General features: G+C 35.9%; 11 protein-coding genes. 8 read left to right on the top strand and 3 right to left on the bottom strand.

Annotated elements, in window-relative coordinates:
* Nucleotides 1-55: 55 nt before the first annotated feature.
* The 3 genes from NV377_RS07140 (at nt 56) to NV377_RS07130 (ending at nt 4059) form a co-directional block, all read left to right on the top strand.
* The gene (locus NV377_RS07140; protein WP_258200511.1) at nt 56-532 is read left to right on the top strand and encodes a hypothetical protein; all 477 of its coding nucleotides are present in this window, start codon (nt 56-58) and stop codon (nt 530-532) included.
* Between the two features lie 245 nt (nt 533-777).
* A complete protein-coding gene (locus NV377_RS07135; protein WP_258201143.1) occupies nt 778-1812 on the top strand; it encodes a LacI family DNA-binding transcriptional regulator in 1035 nt (344 codons plus the stop codon).
* A 57-nt stretch (nt 1813-1869) separates the two neighbouring features.
* Nucleotides 1870-4059 carry an alpha-galactosidase gene (locus NV377_RS07130; protein ID WP_258200510.1) on the top strand — a complete coding sequence of 730 codons (2190 nt, stop codon included), beginning with the start codon at nt 1870-1872 and terminating at the stop codon, nt 4057-4059.
* Nucleotides 4060-4171: 112 nt separating this feature from the next.
* Here the strand turns inward: NV377_RS07130 and NV377_RS07125 are convergent, their stop codons facing one another.
* Nucleotides 4172-4966, bottom strand: coding sequence for a helix-turn-helix domain-containing protein (locus NV377_RS07125; RefSeq protein ID WP_258200509.1), 795 nt, complete (start codon nt 4964-4966; stop codon nt 4172-4174).
* 195 nt (nt 4967-5161) lie between these two features.
* On the opposite strand from NV377_RS07125, the gene NV377_RS07120 reads away from it, so the two are divergent.
* Entirely contained in the window at nt 5162-5968 is an 807-nt protein-coding gene (locus tag NV377_RS07120; protein ID WP_258200508.1) for a MerR family transcriptional regulator, read from the top strand.
* Between the two features lie 79 nt (nt 5969-6047).
* Here the strand turns inward: NV377_RS07120 and NV377_RS07115 are convergent, their stop codons facing one another.
* A complete protein-coding gene (locus NV377_RS07115) occupies nt 6048-6479 on the bottom strand; it encodes a GreA/GreB family elongation factor (protein WP_258200507.1) in 432 nt (143 codons plus the stop codon).
* 663 nt (nt 6480-7142) lie between these two features.
* Between NV377_RS07115 and NV377_RS07110 the strand changes: the two genes are divergently transcribed.
* The 3 genes from NV377_RS07110 to NV377_RS07100 all read left to right on the top strand — a co-directional run bounded on the left by NV377_RS07110 (nt 7143) and on the right by NV377_RS07100 (nt 12300).
* The gene (locus tag NV377_RS07110) at nt 7143-8138 is read left to right on the top strand and encodes a cell wall hydrolase (protein ID WP_258200506.1); all 996 of its coding nucleotides are present in this window, start codon (nt 7143-7145) and stop codon (nt 8136-8138) included.
* Nucleotides 8139-8587: 449 nt separating this feature from the next.
* Nucleotides 8588-10186, top strand: coding sequence for a TcaA 3rd/4th domain-containing protein (locus NV377_RS07105; protein WP_258200505.1), 1599 nt, complete (start codon nt 8588-8590; stop codon nt 10184-10186).
* A 14-nt stretch (nt 10187-10200) separates the two neighbouring features.
* Complete coding sequence (locus tag NV377_RS07100) at nt 10201-12300, top strand: DUF6583 family protein (RefSeq protein WP_258200504.1); 2100 nt, start codon at nt 10201-10203, stop codon at nt 12298-12300.
* A 638-nt stretch (nt 12301-12938) separates the two neighbouring features.
* On the opposite strand, the gene NV377_RS07095 is transcribed toward NV377_RS07100, so the two are convergent.
* The gene (locus NV377_RS07095) at nt 12939-14762 is read right to left on the bottom strand and encodes an S-layer homology domain-containing protein (protein ID WP_258200503.1); all 1824 of its coding nucleotides are present in this window, start codon (nt 14760-14762) and stop codon (nt 12939-12941) included.
* A 540-nt stretch (nt 14763-15302) separates the two neighbouring features.
* On the opposite strand from NV377_RS07095, the gene NV377_RS07090 reads away from it, so the two are divergent.
* The gene (locus NV377_RS07090) at nt 15303-18626 is read left to right on the top strand and encodes an S-layer homology domain-containing protein (RefSeq protein ID WP_258200502.1); all 3324 of its coding nucleotides are present in this window, start codon (nt 15303-15305) and stop codon (nt 18624-18626) included.
* Nucleotides 18627-18698 lie beyond the last annotated feature (72 nt).

The raw sequence follows: 18698 nt of genomic DNA, 5'->3' as shown, positions 1-18698 counted from the left end.
GAATACTTAGTTATAGCATGAATTTTTACAACTTAGATAGCTGGAGGTTGGTACTATGATGAAATCTTTAAGTTTAAAATGTACTTTAATGTTGCTTTCACTTGGCTTGATATCACTATGTTGGTTAACTACAAATACGGAAGCTGCAACGAAGTATATGGAAAGTAAGAGTATTAATACACAACTAGAGGATAAACAAAGTAGTAACGATAAAGAGGAAAGACACTCATCTCATCATAAAAACATGAGTAAAGAAGAACTACAAGCACATAAGTTGAAGAAGATGCAGATGCTTGCTAATTATTTCGAGATTGATACAGAAGGAAAATCTGCAAAGGAACTAAGAGTTGCCATCGAAAAGGCGAAAATTGAGCAACCTGAGAAATGGGAAATGTTCAAACAACAATTTCGGGCTAAGAAGTTAGAAGAAATGCGTGAATTTGCGAAATCTAAAGGTATTTCAATTGAAGGTAAAACGGAACAACAATTACGAGAAGAACTTCATAAATTGAAGCAGAGTAAGAAAGAGTAATTGAGAAGTTAATTGTTCTATAGGTAATTTTTGAGAAGTGAATAGATAGTAACTATGATTGTATATCTTATACAGAAGCCAATTCAACTTAAGCAGAAGAGCTTATGTAGAATTGGCTTTTTTTGTGCTTGATTATGATGGTTTCATGGAGTATGATAATAGTGTAATTTGTTAAGTAAAATTATTAACTAAACTTTTATCGCCACGATGGCAGACGTAAAGCTAATGTAGAAAGAGGTAATCTTATCGCTACAATTCGCCAAATCGCACAACTAGCTGAAGTATCGACAGCGACAGTTTCTCGAGTGCTGAATAATGATACAACGCTTAGTACAAGTGCCGAAACTCGTGAGCGTATTTTTGCAATTGCCGAGGAACTTGACTATAAACCTCAACGTTTGAAGAAGCTAAAACAAGAAATGCAACGCTCAACCTTGCAAATTGGATTGTTATTTTGGTCAACGGCAGAAGAAGAAAAGAATGATCCTTACTTTACTGCGGTTCGCAGAGGAATAGAAATTCATTGTGAGCAGTTAGGCATTTCCATCACGAAAATTATTCGCGGAGATTATACTACTGCATATGAAGAAGCAGCTGAGCTTGATGGCTTACTAGTAGTAGGTTCGATTGATGTGCAAGATGTTCTCGATATTTACCCTCGTCCTGATCGAATCGTGTTCGTCAATCATGGTGAAGAGCTATTAGATTACGATTCTGTTCATCTAAATTTTGATGGAGCAATTAGAACATCCTATCATTATTTAACAAGCTTAGGCCATGAGAAGATAGGATTTATTGGTGGGGTAGAGTGGGTTCATTCTTTACGAGAACCACGTTCATTAAAACGTTCCCAGGAACATCGTTATCTTGCTTACAATCGTATGTTGCGCGAATATGGTCATCATTATGCTTGTGTAGAATGGGTAGATGATTGGTCCACACAAGGCGGGTATGAAGCGATGAAAAACATATTAGCTAGAGGTGACAGACCTTCGGCTTGTCTTATTGCAAGTGATCATATGGCAGTCGGAGCATTGTATGCATTAAATGAAGCTGGTATATCTGTACCTCAAGAAATGTCAATTATCGGTTTTAACGATATTGAGATTGCAGCATTTGTTAATCCTCCATTATCGACAGTTCATGCTCATACTGAATTATTAGGTGAAACGGCAGTGAAAATGCTTGTTGAAAGAATGGAAGGACGAAAAGTCGCTATGCAAGTTAAGTTGAATACAACGTTTATTGAACGTGAAAGCTGTATGAAGATTAACAATTGAAAAACCTCTCACAGGGAGTATATCAAGTAGTCAATATTATATTATAGGAGTGGAAATATGATCTTATATAACGAAGCAACAAGAGTTTTTCATCTACAATCACACGATACTAGCTATGCAGTTAAAATTACGAATCAAGGTCATGTTGCTCATCTTTATTGGGGACGTAAAGTATCTGGAGAATATTTAGATGGCTTGTATCAAATTAATATAAGACCTTCATTCACACCAAGTACTGATCTCGAGCAACTAGAATATTCATTAGACACACTACAACAGGAATTACCTGCTTATGGTGATTCTGATTTCCGTACTCCGGCGTATCAATTCCAACTACCTAACGGTAGCACGGTTACTGATTTCCGCTATGAGTCTCATGAAATTATTAACGGTAAACCGAAGCTAGATGGTCTACCTAGCGTATATGCTGAAGCTGATGATGAAGCTCAAACTTTATTGATTACACTTCGTGATCAACTTACAAATGCAGTCATTGTCCTATCTTATACGGCATTCCGTGATTTCAGTGCAATTACACGTTCTGTACAATATCGCAATGAAGGTACAGATGTATTGAACTTGAATCGCGCGCTAAGTATGAATATAGATATGCCAGGTTATAATTACGAAATGCTTCAACTATCTGGTACATGGGTGCGCGAACGCTATATTCATCGTCGTAAGTTAGAGCCAGGTATGCAATCTATTGAAAGTCGTCGTGGTTCAAGTAGTCACGTACAAAATCCTTTCATTGCGCTTGTAAGTGAAGGTGCAACGGAGCAACATGGTGATGTATATGGCGTTAACTTCGTATACAGTGGGAACTTTATTGCTGGTGTTGAAGTAGATCCATACTTGCATTCTCGTCTATTTATGGGAATTAACCCATTTGACTTCAACTGGAAGCTTGAAGCGGGTGAAACATTCCAAGCTCCTGAAGTTGTATTGGTACATTCACATGAAGGTATCGGTGGCATGTCTCGTCGTTTCCATGATCTATATCGTAGCCGTCTAACACGTGGTGAGTTCAGAGATAAAGTTCGTCCTATTCTAGTTAACAACTGGGAAGCGACTTACTTTGATTTTAATGAAGAAAAGATTGAAGCCATTGCACAAGCAGGACAAGAACTGGGTATTGAGTTATTCGTACTTGATGATGGTTGGTTCGGCAAACGTGATAATGATACAACTTCACTAGGAGATTGGTTCGTTGATCGCAAGAAACTACCTAATGGACTTGAAAGTATCGTGAAAAAGGTACGTGATCTAGGATTAGAATTTGGTCTATGGTTCGAGCCAGAGATGATCTCACCTGAAAGTGAATTGTACCGTAATCACCCAGACTGGTGTCTTCATGTAGACGGTCGTCGCCGTACTGAAGCTCGGAATCAGTTAGTTTTAGACCTTTCACGTGAAGATGTACAAAATTACATCGTAGAAACCGTTTCTGATGTACTTTCAAGCGCTCCAATTACGTATGTGAAATGGGATATGAATCGTAATATGACGGAGATTGGATCAGCGCTACTACCAGCAGATCGTCAACGTGAAACAGCACATCGTTATATGCTTGGACTATACAATGTAATGGAGCGTATTACGACAGCTTTCCCACATATTCTATTTGAATCATGCTCTGGTGGTGGTGGTCGTTTTGACGCAGGGATGCTATACTACATGCCACAAACATGGACAAGTGATAATAGTGATGCGATATCTCGTCTGAAAATTCAATATGGCACAAGTATCGTATATCCAGTGAGTTCTATGGGTGCACATGTATCTGCTGTACCGAATCATCAAGTAAATCGAATGACTTCACTTGAGACCAGAGGTAATGTAGCGTTATCTGGTAACTTCGGATATGAGCTTGATCTATCTAAATTCTCTGATGAAGAGAAGGAGCTTGTGAAAGAGCAAATCGAGCTGTGTAAAGATATTCGTCCAATTGTTTCATTCGGTGACTTCTACCGTCTATTAAGTCCATTTGAAGGTAATGAAACATCGTGGATGTTCGTTTCTAAAGATAAGACTGAAGCTTTTGTTGTATTCGTGAAAGTACTACAGGAACCTAACGGTGCAATTGGTCGCTTCCGTCTTCAAGGACTTGATCCTAATAAATCGTATCGTTTAGAAGGTCAAAACGGTGGGGTATTTGCTGGAGATCAATTAATGTATGCAGGTCATCCTGTTCCGCAATTTTATGGCGACTTCCAAAGTTGTGTATATCGTCTAACTGCGATTTAAATAGAAACTTGAATAAAGGTATTTATTGAAAGTAAAAAGACCCAATAAGATAGACACTTTAAAAGGTCATCTTACTGGGTCATTTTGTGTTTTAAGTGTTGTTATCAATTAGCTATGACAATAACTTATCTAATTTCTTTCTCACTTTTTTCATAAACGAGTTACTTAAGCGATTAATATGTTCCTCATTTTTTACTAATATTCTATATGCGTCTATTTTTGATAACGTACGAATGAAAATGTAGGCACCAACTGTAATGAAAGATATGAAGATTGGATAGTAAGGCACTAAAACGTCTGAAGCTACAATTTCTTTTTTGACTAATAAAAAGGGTATCCCACCTGCTACAATAGCACATACTCCAACTACTATTACGGCAGTACATTTTTTCTTAATATCTTCGTATCTAACTTTTAATTCCTTAAGATGATTTTGATCGAATATTAATGATTCTTTCTTGAGTATTGTATATCGATCTTCTTCAATAAAACCAACTACGATTGCTCCAATTCCAAAAACTGCAATAAAAATAATTATGATGGTATAAATTATTGGGTCTTGTTTGAAAAGGAAATAAGGTATTGTAGAAAAAATAAGAAGACTAAATCCTAAGGAAAAATGTTTTGAAGTTTTACGTTGGGATAGAAGATACCCTTCCGCCATCTCTTTGCTTACATAATATCCTCTTTCATTTTCATTACTTTGTTCAACGGTATCTTTTAACAAATAATCAAGTGACACTTCAAAAAGGTTTGCAAGCATTAGAAGTTTTTCAGTTTCAGGAAAACCTTGTCCGTTTTCCCATTTGCTAATTGCTTGCCTTGTAGTATTTAATTTCTCAGCTAAGGATTCTTGTGACAAACCATTCTCTTTTCTTAGTTTAAAAAGTTTTTCACTGAATGTCATAGTATGAACTCCTCTATTTATTTGATAGTTCAATTGTATTAAAACATTGTATTAAAAACTATCTTTTGGACATTGCACTTTGTCAACTTACGGTTGCAACTATGTTATATAGAGTATTTTATTAGAATAGTATTGAACTTGACGTTACGTCAACCTTTATAATGAAGACAAATAGATCATTTGGAGGCGGATACTATGTATCGAATCGGACAATTTGCCAAATTGACAGGTGTAACAGAAAGGGCTTTACGTTATTACGATAAGAAGGGAATATTGAAACCTACTTTACGTGTTGATGGAGGATATCGTTATTACTCAAGAGAAGACCTCATCCAACTTCAAAAAATATTAACGATGAAGTATTTGAATTTTTCACTAGAGGAAATAGCAGATACATTGGTGGATGAGAATGTATCTATGGCTGAAGTATTCGATCAGCAGCATGAATGGCTTGTGAAAAAACGAGATGAGCTTAATGGAATTATTGCATCGCTTGATCGCGTCAAAAAGATAACTTCGAAGGTGGATTCAATTTCTTCGGGGCTTTTGTTATTAATGATTCATAGTTTGCAGAACGAGAATAAGCAACGTGAGCATTTACTTAAACATTTACCACCTGATTTTGTGAATATAATATATCAGAATGATCCACAAACGGAAGAGCAACTTGAACTTGAGATGAAAATGGTGGTGCTACTATCACAAATATTGGAGTTTCATCAAAAAGGAATATCTCATTCTTCTGAGGAGGCTACTACAGTAGGATTGTCACTCTTTAGTATGCTTGCCGATCTAACGATGAAAGCGTCACAAAATATGACAGAGGAAGAAAGAGCGAAGTTGCATCTTTTCGAAAATGATTCGGTTGTACTTGATCCAGCGTTGTTTCCAAGTATTCTCCTAGATGAAGAAATGGAATATATAGAAAAATTAATGGAGCATGTAGAACACATTTATCATGCACAGGAGAAGCAGGAAAATGAGCAAGAAGTATATACATGAAGCAAATTAGTACAATAAATAAAGGCAAGCTCAAATTCTAGCGAAAATGAGCTTGCCTTTGTAGTTTTTTGTAGAATGGTTACGCGAGTTGTGGCTTAATGCTAATGACACGAATCGTCATCTTTCCAGCAGGTGTCGAAAGTTCGATTTGCTCATGTAATGGAGCTAATAGTAGTTGACTTCCTACAGGAGAAAGCAAAGATATTTTCCCTTGCTCTGGATCAATCTCTTCCGGAGCGACAATGCTATAAGTATCGATAAAGCCATCGTCTACATATTCAATTTCAATAATGGTGTTTAACATAACAAGTTGTTCTTCAGGCGCTTTAAGAAGCGTAAGTCGTCTCTTTATTTCTTGCATATACCGATCCAGCAATTGTTCCATTTCTTTCGTTAAGCCACTTTGTTTCAGTATATATTTCTCAAGTTGCTTACTACGCAGTTCTTCAATAGTGACAAGTTGCTTATCGTAGTTTTGTATTTGCGTTTCCCATTCTACACTATGGTTCATAGTAGATTTCCTCCCCTATACTTACCACATACGTCAATAACTTGACGTTACTCACATGTGACATCGTAAATTCCTCCTTAACCGTTTTTCAAATATAACTCAAGCCTAGCAGATTTCGATTCTAGCTTCGTATGACTAAAGTCCATCAGAAGATTAGATCGTAGTATAAAAAGACCCTCAATCGAGTGTGAACGGGGTCTCCTTTAATAGTATCAAATTAACAAAATAAGTCTATAAGATAATTGTTATTTATGTAACAGATTTGGATATCGCAGTTAATTAATGTGAAGAAATAATAAGCTACAAGTTGCACACTAAGAAGTTGAAACACTTCTCATAATTACATTATTATTGGGGTGAATTAGAGTGGATTTATCTCTAAAGCATCATTTTCTCATCTTTTTCAGAAAAAATTAAGATAATAATAGGGGTGAAGAATTAAGGTGAAAGATATGAAAACTCTGCTTGACAACTGTAGGCGTGACAAGGGATTTGGCTGATTAGCTGAGTAATTAAGAGTAAAATAAAATATTGAAAACGCTACTACATTCTTCATCTAATCTTCATCTATGTAAAAATCCTAATGAAAATGCGCTCCAATGCTGTGCTATAATGCTAAACATACATTACCTCATGCAATAAAAAGATTAGTCGGGAGGACTTATGTTAAAACTTATAATGAAAGTAAGCAGATTGAGCGTGCTAGCAATTGTAGCCATCGCACTACTTACTGTAGTTCCATTCTCAGTATCCGCAGCTACAGATCAACGAGAGGTTGAAGATGCGAAAGTAATTTTGAATGGTAGTTCACTTAAACTTGAATCTCCACTACATATGGTAAATGGTAGAATGTACTTGCCCGTAGGATTAGTAGCAAAATCATTAAGTGCGTCAGTTAGTTGGGATTCTAAGACACAAGAAGCAACGATCATTACGAAAAGCAACGACGAGGTAGTTTTCGGTAATGATGTTCCTACAGTGTATTTTAATGATCAACGTTATACGCTTGAAGCAGTACCTTACCTATATGATAGTAGATTATATGTTCCAGTTCGTTATGTAGCCGAAGTTACTCATGCTACAGCGGCTTGGGATATTGATAAGAAGACACTGACGTTAACAAGTGTACCACTTGAAGTCGTGAGTGATGAAAATTCATTAGCAAAGATTAGTGCGGATCATAACTTGACTCAAGCAGAAGTGGTAAAAAGAAATAAATTCTCATCGAAAGATCAAGTTAAGAATGGTATGAAACTAGCAGTTATTTTACCTTCTATTCTTGATAAAAAAGCTAAACCATTTACAAATGAAGAATATCAATTGCTTGCTAAGATCGTTCAGGTAGAGTCTGGATACGAGTCTTATGAAGGTCAATTAGCAGTAGCGAATGTGATATTGAATCGTGTGGCAAATTCTAAGTTTCCTGATTCAATTAAAGAAGTTATCTACTCGGGAAGTCAATTCCCACCAGCGCATAATGGCTTACTTGCTAAAGCAGATCCTAACGCTAGTGTATTACAAGCGACTAAGGATGCTTTGAATGGTAAAAACAATGTTGAAGGGGCAGTATATTTCTTTAACCCTAAATATTCAAATGACTCTTACTGGTCTAGTCTAACGGTTGTAGCTACCATCGGAAATCATCGCTTTGCTAAATAGCGTATAATAATTAATAACCTTTATTCTGATAGTTGAAACTATTAGATGAAGGTTATTTTTGTGTTAGTTAAGTATATTGTTATATGAGCAATGTATCGTAGCGATCTGAAAGATTGTGACAATAAACTCCATAAAAAACGATGATTTTGTCGGAATTGAAAAAAATGGTTGAATTTGGAGTAAGATCAAATTATAATGAAGTTAATAGTTCTAAAGTAATAACAAGTAGGACTAGTAAAATGTAGATTAACAATAACATAGTAGAATTATTAGTATAATAGAACAATAGTAGCAGATAAAGGAGGATGCCGATGGCGTCCTTTTTTTGTAGTTATATGTAATAAAAGTGATACATTTTACAAATATTATACAATTTTTTTACTGATTTTGACGAATTTTTCCTTTCATATGCTATAATTGTCCTATTATTTAGATAGGGGTGTATCAGGTTGGATAATCTTGTACAAGAAGTGGAAACGAAAAAAAATAGTAAGATAGTACTGATTATTATTGTAAGTATTGTCGGTCTACTCATTATTGCTAGTATTGTTGCTTACAGTATTCTGTCAGCAAATTCTAAACCGGAATCTGTGCTTTCTAAGTTCCAAGCAGCAGTTAAATCAGGTAACGCTGCAGCTGCCCACAAAATTCTTGTTTCAAATGACCCTGTTTTAGAATTAACCGAGGGTGATGTAACAAAACTACTTACATATTTAGATAAGAAAACTTCAGTATTAGATGATGAAATTGAAGGTTTAAAAAATCAAATTAATAATGAGGAAGAACAACAACTAAAATATGATTATTATTCTATGCTAACTCTAGTTAAGGAAGAAGGACTACTAGGGTTATTTGACACGTATAAAATTGCTGTACAACCATACTACTTTACGTTGTATACGAATCAAAAAGGTGTAGTAATTAAATTAGATGGAAAAGACATACTGACTTCTAAATCAGATGATTATACAAAAGTGATAGGCCCATTAATGCCAGGATCCTATAAAGTAGATGCTCAATTTGATAGCGAATATGTTTCGCTTAATACAGAGAAGCAAGTTATGCTTCCAGAAGATCATAATCATGATATTGATCTATCTATCGATGCACAGTATGTGTATCTAGAATCTAACCATTCCGAAGCAAAATTATATTTGAATGGTAAAGATACTAAACTCACCGTTGGGGATGCATATCGATTTGGTCCAATTGCCTCAAATGGCACGATGACCGTTCAAGCAAATCTCGATAATAAATGGGGATCATTAACAAGTGAGTCTGTGATCATTGACGGTAGCTCATCCTACATTAATCTGGAAATATTGGGTTATACGATCTATCCGACTGCTTCAGTTCTAGGTGCAGAAGTATTAATTGACGGACAAAGTACAGGAATAAAATTTGAACAAGCAATGACGGATGGAATTGGTCCAATTCCTTATGATAAGGAAGTTACCGTAACTGGACAATATGAATTCCCTTGGGGAAAATACAAAACTAATGAAATTGTATTTGATAAAGATAGCTTATTCTATGATAGTGATTATGATTATTCATCATATGCGTTCTTCACAGAAATATCAGAGGATATACGTTCAAACATCGTTAAACAATTAGATGGATTTATACCTTCAGCATTTGATAGTGTAACGGATTATGATGCAGCTTTACTAGAAAATGTTAGCGAAGCTAACCGTTCTGTTATATTAGATTCCCTTTATTATGAGTTATATGATTATGCTTATGATGGTTTCTATCCTACAGATGCTACGTACACCTTCGATACGCTATGGGTAACTTCATCGGAGAAGGATAAATACTATATCACATTATCTGCATTAGTTAATTTTAAATACTCAACTTATGACTACTTGATAGATAGTTATTCTGACACAGCAGAACAACTGATAGCAGATATTATCTTACTATATGATGCAGCCGATGGTAGTTTGGTAGTCGAATCTTTCCAGCCTTATGTAGCTTACTACGACTACTATGAAGATGATTACACATATAATGATGTTGAATTTAAACAATTCGCTCAATAGAAGGGAGATTAATTATGTATATCTGTCAAAGTTGTCAGTCGAAGACTGAGCAATTATATAAATTTTGTCCACAATGTGGACAAGCAACACTTGTTCTTGTAGAAAATTCGAATGAAAACACAACGGGATCATCAGTCGGAACTACACAAATACAAGGCAATGGCCCACAAGGATACGGGCAACAGGGAAATTTGCAGCCGCAAGGCAATGGTCCACAAGAAGGTATGCCACCACAAGGATATGGCCCCCAGGGGAATTTACAGCCGCAAGGCAATGGTCCACAAGAAGGTATGCCACCACAAGGATACGGCCCACAGGGGAATTTTCCGCCGCAAGGCAATGGTCCACAAGGAGGCATGCCACCACAAGGATACGGACCACAAGGAAATATACCACCACAAGGTTATGCCACACAAGGAGGGATGCCGCAGCAAAGCAATGGTCCACAAGGATATGCTCCACAACCTAGCGTGCAACAGAGTGCAAAAGCTCCAGCTTGGCTGAAAAGCAAAAAGATCAAAATATTTGCTTCGCTCGGGGTAGGCGCAATTATATTAATAGTCGTAGCCATTACATTATTTAATGTATTTCTTAATAAAAATGGTAAGGAGTTATATTTATACGCTGAGCTTCAAACCTATCAAAATCAGCAAAGCAATTCATCGTTATTTGGTAAAGCGGATATGGCATTTTTCGATAAGATTAAAGAGATGACCTCTGATACTACCATCACATTAACAGGAGACATTTCACTAGATGCTAATGATACAGAAGGTTTTGATGAATTTGCCGATGCAATAAACAGCGGGGCAATTGAACTTAATCTGAAACAGAACCCTAATGATCTATGGGGGCAGTATTCTTTGAACGTGAAGGATGATGGAAAGTCTGTGGTTGATGCTCTGTTTATGTTTTATGACGATATTTTTGCTTTTAAAGGTATTGGCGATCTTGATAAAATGCACTATTCATCATTCGAAGAACTACAAAATATTTATAGTGGCACGGAGTCCAAGGAAGATGAAGCTGACAAAGTTAAAGTGCCAAAAGTTACAGAAAAGCAGTTAGAACAACTGAATAAGCAATATACGAGCTTCATCATATCTCAATTGAAGGACGAATATTTCACGGTTGAGAAAGATAGCTCATATGCTACTTCTGAAGGTGATTTAAAAGCTAAAAAGCTAACAATTAGTATTAGTGAAGAAGAAGTTAGAACAATGCTAATTTCATTGGTAGACAAGCTTCGTGGTGATAAGGAAGCACAAGAGTTGATAGCCAACTATATCTTCCAGTATTATAGTGACAGTTCTAGTACGCTTACATCTGCTGAAGAACTAACTTATTTGAAAGAACAAATCGAAGATGGTTTATATGAGATGAAAACTGCTTTAATCGATACAGAAACCGTCGGAAGTTTTGAAATGGTATTATATCTTAACAAAAAGAATGAAATTATTGATCGTAAAGTAACATTAACATTTATGGATGAGTTTGATTCTAGCGGGCTTAAAGTAAATGTGCATCAGACAAAATGGGATTTAAAGAAAAGCGTGGACCAATCTACATTTGATATTGAGTTAGAAGTTTACGATTATGGTGATATTTCTAGTTTACTAATAGAATCAGAGACCACGACTGAAGTTATAGACAAAGTTAGAGATGCTAAGAGTAAAATCACTTTATCTGCATACACCTCTGGATCAACTGACTTTACTGCAAATATTAATTGGAGAGCACGTGAAGCGACTACGCAAGGCGGCGAAGATCGCTACACGTTTGAAATTGATTTGACTTCGATTGCAGATGCACCGACTATAAGTGGTGATTTTACTCGTAAAGTTGATCAGAAGTTGAAAGATAACTATTCTAATCAAACGATAAAAGGTAATGTAGAGATTATGGCGAATGTGTTTGGCGAGAGAGAAACAATGAAGATTGGCTTTAACTTTGATTCCAAAACATCATTTGATGATAAGATTGCCAAACCAGTGATTGATAAAGATGCAGTAAATCTTAATGATTTGGATAGCGATGAATCTTACTATCTGCTTCAAGAAATACTTAAGGGGCTTCAAAGTAATTCTGTAGGGATCGGACAAAATTTATATTAATATTTTAATGGTAATGGAAGAGGAGATGTGTCCGTAGCGGATACATCTCCTCTTTATATAAGAAGTTCAATAAGCGTCAGCTGAACTCTCATTTTATAAAGTATGTTAACAAAAACACCTCCGATTAGCTCTGAATAGATGCTAATTGGAGGTGTATTGAGGCTCAAGCTATGGGGTTAGATTTGAGCTGAAACAACATTTGTAGTGGCAACCAGATGAACATATACAACAGGCATGGCTTACCTATTGAATAGAGGGACATTCTTTTACTATGTGGCTAGTACAGTCGTTGCACTAGAGAGCACTAACGCATACATTTCAAAAATAAGAATATCATTCATTCACTATAGAGAATGGAGAAAAGCTAGCGTGCCATCTCATCGTCACATAGTGAAGAGAATAGACTACTAGAAAATAAATAGTATCGTATTCATATTGAAAGGAATGGATAGAGGTGAGTCTCTCTTTCGTGATATTGATAATCATTATCACAATATCAATATAACATAGGAAATGATTCAATTCAAGTTGTTTGTAATAATTTTCTGAAGCAATTTCTCAGTTATAATTGCTAATTGTGAACGGAATGAAAAAAGCCATCTTCATAGAAGATGGCTTTTAAGACGTGAAGTGATAAATTATTTGCCTAACATATTGAATAAACGGACCATAGTTACTATCGTTTGCTCATGAGAGTATTTTCCTTGTGGATCGAATTTGGTAGCAGATACGCCACCCATAATGGATAGTTCAGCAGCTTGAGTGACAGATGAACGCGCCCAATTAGAAATTTTCGCGTCATCACTAAAGACTGGGGCTTTACCACCTTTCAAGTTTCCATCAAGATAATTGTATACCTTCATCAATAATGAAGCAGCTTGCTCTCTCGTAATTGTTTCTTGTGGTGAAAACTTGCCGTTGCCTGTTCCATTAATAATATTATTTTTATATGCCCAGATGATCTCATAATTACTGTCATATACATCGGTAAATGGTGATGGTACATCATCGTATTTGCGAAGGTCAATAGTTGGATCTATCGCAGTAAGAAGTCCAATAACGTAATAAACAAAAGATTCTCTTGTAACCGACTGGGTTAAATCATAGTAATACGGATTAATAGTAAATAATCCATATTTGTTAGCTTCTAGAACGCTGGCCAACGCCCAAGAACTAATAGGTGCTTCTGGTTTATCAAGAACATCGATTTGAATAGAACCGTTCGTAGAGTATAAATATCCATCAACCGTAATATTAACATAGCCACGTTTATGTGCAGTTACTACGCCGTTAGCGTTAACACTTGCAACACTAGGATCAGAAGATACATAGCGGATAGGTGTTTGATCTACTGGAAATTGCATTTGTTGTCCAGGAAGCATGAATCGCTGTGCACTGTTAACAAATTCCGACTGTAATTGAACCAATGAAGTTGAATAAGACAGAGAAGTCGATTCACCCGCTAAAGTATGCAAGCCAGTAATCTTAACATTAAACTTATCCTCATCTTCATAGGAGTCAATATTACCTGGACGGAAAATAATAGCGAAATTAATTCCATAACCACCTAAACTAACAGTGAAGAAATCACCCTCGTAATCACGATCGTTGGAATCAAAATTCCAAACCTTCTGATCACGCTCACGAGTTAAAGTAACTTTGATGTCTGATACTTTGTTCCTATCATATACATCTGGATTCAAGGAAACTGACCATGGATCAGCTGGACGAATGATTTCTGCAGGGAAAATACCAGCAGATGGCCACGCGATATAATCATACTGTACTTCATTAATATCGCGATCCTTGTTAAATGCAGACATTGATGAATAGGTACCATAAGTAGAAGAGGGATCAACTGCAAATCCAAACATCGTTTTCTTCATTTGCGGGTTAATAATCCAGCGACGATGTCCTACTGAAAGTAGATTGTTGTTACCATTGTCAGACATATATCCATAAAATACAGTGTCATATAATGTGTCTCGTCCTGCCGATAGATTACTAGATTTAGTAGAAGCAGATGCAAGTTCATAGAAAGATTCGCTCATATCACTTGGTTTGTTCGGATAATGGGATAAAGCTCCGTTTTTGGCATTAATAATTGCACCTGCTTGTTGTTGCTCAGCAATGGAATAATCGAGTGTTACATCATCGGGAAGACCAGCTAAGTATCTTGCGAAATTAGTTGCATTCAATCCATCAAGTAATACATTTTCTTTAAGTTTACCTGCACTGTAAGGAGCAGATAGTTTTGGAGCAACTTCGAACAACTTCGAACTATCAATGTCCAAAGGCAAATATTTACGCCACTTTTCTAATAATTGCTGTTCTGTTCTTGCAGAGACGGTTTCTTGTACATTACTAGCACCGAATGCTATTGCTGGACATACTAACGATACTGCTAAAGTTGCAGTAATGCTGACAGCAGCAACTTGTTTCAAGATGAATTTCATGTTCATTATTACGTTTTCCCCCAATTTTAGTATTCAATAAACACTATGAAAAAAGATTCAAAGTGTAGTCAATACTAGTAATTGTACAATAAATTTAAGGGAAATTGTGGAATGGTATTAACATTTTTTGATATTAATGTGAACTAGTAAGAAAATTAAACTCATAAATAAAATACAAGTGCAATGACGAAAGTAGAATATGAAGCAGTTAATAAAGAATAACTGATTGTTTCTATGTTAGTTCACGAAGTAAGGTAAATAAACGCTAATATGAAAGTTTGAGTCTCTAGTAATATGTATTCTATATAGAGGCAATTGTCCAGATATTGAAATAGGACTAACGACTAGAATGAAATAGAATTATTATAATATAAATTAATGATTTATGAGGAAATAAGAAATTATATAAAGTTAAATTAAAATAAGAAATTTCTCACATTATGACAAAACATTGTAAATGGTAGAAGCGTTTGATAGACTAATATTATGGTTTAAATTGTAAATATTGCAATAGTTAACCACAAAAAAAAATAGGAGGTATGATTCGTGAAAATTAGTAAATCTCGTAAATGGATTGCGCTAGTGCTTTCGGCATTATTACTAATTCCGTCTTTTTCATTGGCATCTGCTAGTAGCTCATCAGACATTTCAGGACACTGGGCTGAAACTAACTTGCAAGAGTGGGTAGAACAAGGATTACTAGAAGGTTTTGAAGCAAATGTATATAAACCTAATAAGGATGTAACACGTGCAGAATTTATGACCTTCATTAACCGTGCGTTTGGTTTAACAGGGACTGCTGCATTAAATTATAAAGATGTGCAGACGTCTACTAACAAATGGTATGTGAAAGAAATTGGAAAAGCAGTACAAGCTGGTTATGTAAAAGGTTATGAGGATAATACTATACGTCCTAATGATCAAATAACACGCCAAGAAGCTGCAGTTATGTTATCAAATTTAGTAAAAGGTTCTGAAGCATCATCAGCTGATCTATCTGGTTTCAGTGATGCAGATAAAATTGCCGCTTGGGCAAAAGATTCAGTAGCTAAAGTATTCGATCTAGGCTATATCGGTGGCTATCCAAATAAAACATTAAAACCGCAAAACAAGATTACTCGTGCTGAATCTGTTGTCATGATTAATCGTGCGATGGAAGATCAGTTCACAATTTACAAAAAAGCAGGCACTTACGGCGTTGAAACTGGCCAGGATACGATTGCTGGAGATGTAATGATCACTGTTGCAAATGTAACATTGAAAAATACAATCATCGAAGGGAACTTAATTCTTGGTAAAGGAATTGGCGAAGGCGATGTGACGCTTGATAATGTTACTGTCAAAGGTAACACGATCATACAAGGCGGAGGAGTAAATAGTATTCATATTATTAACTCTAGCCTATTCACTATTATTGTAGACAAAGCAACTGGAGTTGTAAGAATTGTTGCTTCCGGCACTACTGCCGTTGGTTCAGTAATCGCAAAAACTCCAGCAATATTTGTGGAAAATGAACTAACTGGAACTGGCTTCGGTAACATTACAATTACTGAACAAGGAAATGGACAAATTGAATTATCAGGAAACTTCGATAAAGTAATCGTTGAAGTACCTGGTATTACTGTAAACGTTGTAAATGGTACTGTAAATACATTAGAAGTTACTGCAGCTGCGGCAAATACGACAATTAATCTTTCTGCAAATACTACAGTAACGAATCTTAATATTAACGCAGCAACAGATGTAAAGGGTACTGGAACTGTCGTTAATGCAAATATTACAGCAAATGGCGTATCATTGGAGAAAAGACCGACGAATCTAATTGTATCTCCAGGGATTACAGTTATTGTTCCAGATGCACCTGTAGTGGACAATGGTTCCTCAACACCTTCAACTCCATCAACATCTAGAGATGTAAGTACCGAGATTCAATTATTAGCAGCTTTGGCTGATAGTAAAATCAAGACAATTAACGTAAAGCAAGGTTTTATTGCTTCAAAAACTATCGTTATCGATAGAGCAATTACTTTGAATGGTAATGATAAAGAAATTTCACTAGCTGGTGCATTGAATGGAACAGAGCCTGCTGAAAAGCATGGTGTTCTAATTCAAAGTAGTAATGTTACAATTAATAATCTTAAGGTGAAACTTGATAAAGTTGGAGATGATCCTGCTTGGGGTGGAAACTACGGAATTCAAGTATACGATGCTACAGGAGTAACATTGAATAATGTTACAGTATCAGGTGCAGATGCGGGTATTCTTGTTAATGCTTCTACAGTAACATTAAAAGGTACAACGGATGTATCGGGTAATGAGTTCGGTGGTATCGAAGTAAGTAAGGGGACAGATGTAACTCGTGATTCTGTACTAACAGTGGGAGTTGCTGCAACACTACTGAACACTACGGAATCTGAATCACAACCTACGATTTGGGTTGAAAATGGTAAAGGTTTTGTTGAAGGCTGGAATACTCAACTGATTAAGACTGATGTAGAAGATAAGGATCAAACGTTCTATCTACTGAATGTATATAACGAAACACAACTTCGTACTGCAGCTGCTCAAGAAGGTTTGAAAATTATTTCATTGGGTGATGTTATTGAATTAACAAGTTCACTTGTAATTAATCGTGAGAATGTAACATTAGATGGGAATAGTTCAGATGGACTTGAGATTGGTATTGGTTTTAATAACCTATCTACAAATGAAAAACCTGATACAAGCGGTTTAATTATTCAAGCTAATGGAGTTACAGTTACCGATTTAATTCTTGTCTCTTTTGATAGTGAAGAGGAACATGATCCATCAATTTGGGCTAGTTCTTATGGTATCCAAGTATACAATGCAGAAAACGTGACATTGAATAACATAATTGTTGCTGAATTCAATGCTGGAATTCTTGTTAATTCTTCTGAAGTAGAATTAACAGGTGAGTTATTGTTAGCAGGTAATGGATTCGGTGGTATTGAAGTAAGTAGAGGTGAAGGACTTGACCGTAATTCAGTACTAACACTTTCAGGAACGATCTTGAATGAAGAAGAAACTGAAGATCGCCCAACAATTTGGGTTACTCGTGAGGCTGACGGTGAAAAAGATCAAGGTACTGTAGTAGGCTGGAACACTCAACTAATTGAAGCTGAGGGAACAGGCGATGACCCTCAAACGTTCTATTATTTAAATGTATATAACGAACTTCAACTTCGCACAGCGGTTGATCAAGTGGGATTAAAAAATATTTCAGTAGCCGGATATATTTATCTAACAAGTCCACTTGTAATTAATCGTGAAGATGTTACATTAACTGCAGATGAGCCCTGGTACGGGATTGAATTTTATAATTTAGATAAACGAGATGATCAAAACAATCTTATTAATCCTAATCCAAGCGGAATAATCATCCAAGCTAATGGAGTTACAGTTACAGATCTATGGATCTCTTATGGCTACACAGAGGGCTCTACAACTGATTGGTTTGGTTCTTATGGTATTCAAGTATACAATGCAACAGGTGTAACCTTGAAAAACTTAGATATTGAAAGTTTCAATGCTGCAATTCTTGTTAACGCTTCTGAGGTGGAATTAGATGGAGTACTATACTTATGGGGGAATGGCTTTGGTGGTATTGAAGTATCTAGAGGCACAGGAATGTCCCGTGATTCTGTATTGAATCTAACAGCAACTATTGTGAATGGATCCGAGTCAGCTGAAACTCCAACTGTTTGGGTTGTATACGATCCTGATGGTGTAACACCACAAGGCACATTTACTAACACTAACGAAGCTAATGTATTCACAGAAGTAGAAAAGAAAGATGGCGATAAAATAACTCAAGTTTATTATCATCTTCCGGCTCCAATTATACCTTAACAAAGCAAAAACCGTCTCATTCGTAGATCAATAATCTACGGTGAGACGGCTTTTTTATTTCAATGAAACAAA

It is taken from the genome of Paenibacillus endoradicis (assembly GCF_024721975.1).
Note: the sequence above shows the minus strand (reverse complement) of the source record. Positions and strands in the feature narration are given on the sequence as shown.

Excerpts from the sequence above, each read along its gene's own strand:
- NV377_RS07130 (WP_258200510.1), top strand. The coding sequence starts at position 1,870 with ATGATCTTATATAACGAAGCAACAAGAGTTTTTCATCTACAATCACAC.
- NV377_RS07115 (WP_258200507.1), bottom strand. The coding sequence starts at position 6,479 with ATGAACCATAGTGTAGAATGGGAAACGCAAATACAAAACTACGATAAG.
- NV377_RS07140 (WP_258200511.1), top strand. The coding sequence starts at position 56 with ATGATGAAATCTTTAAGTTTAAAATGTACTTTAATGTTGCTTTCACTT.
- NV377_RS07125 (WP_258200509.1), bottom strand. The coding sequence starts at position 4,966 with ATGACATTCAGTGAAAAACTTTTTAAACTAAGAAAAGAGAATGGTTTG.
- NV377_RS07120 (WP_258200508.1), top strand. The coding sequence starts at position 5,162 with ATGTATCGAATCGGACAATTTGCCAAATTGACAGGTGTAACAGAAAGG.
- NV377_RS07110 (WP_258200506.1), top strand. The coding sequence starts at position 7,143 with ATGTTAAAACTTATAATGAAAGTAAGCAGATTGAGCGTGCTAGCAATT.
- NV377_RS07095 (WP_258200503.1), bottom strand. The coding sequence starts at position 14,762 with ATGAACATGAAATTCATCTTGAAACAAGTTGCTGCTGTCAGCATTACT.
- NV377_RS07100 (WP_258200504.1), top strand. The coding sequence starts at position 10,201 with ATGTATATCTGTCAAAGTTGTCAGTCGAAGACTGAGCAATTATATAAA.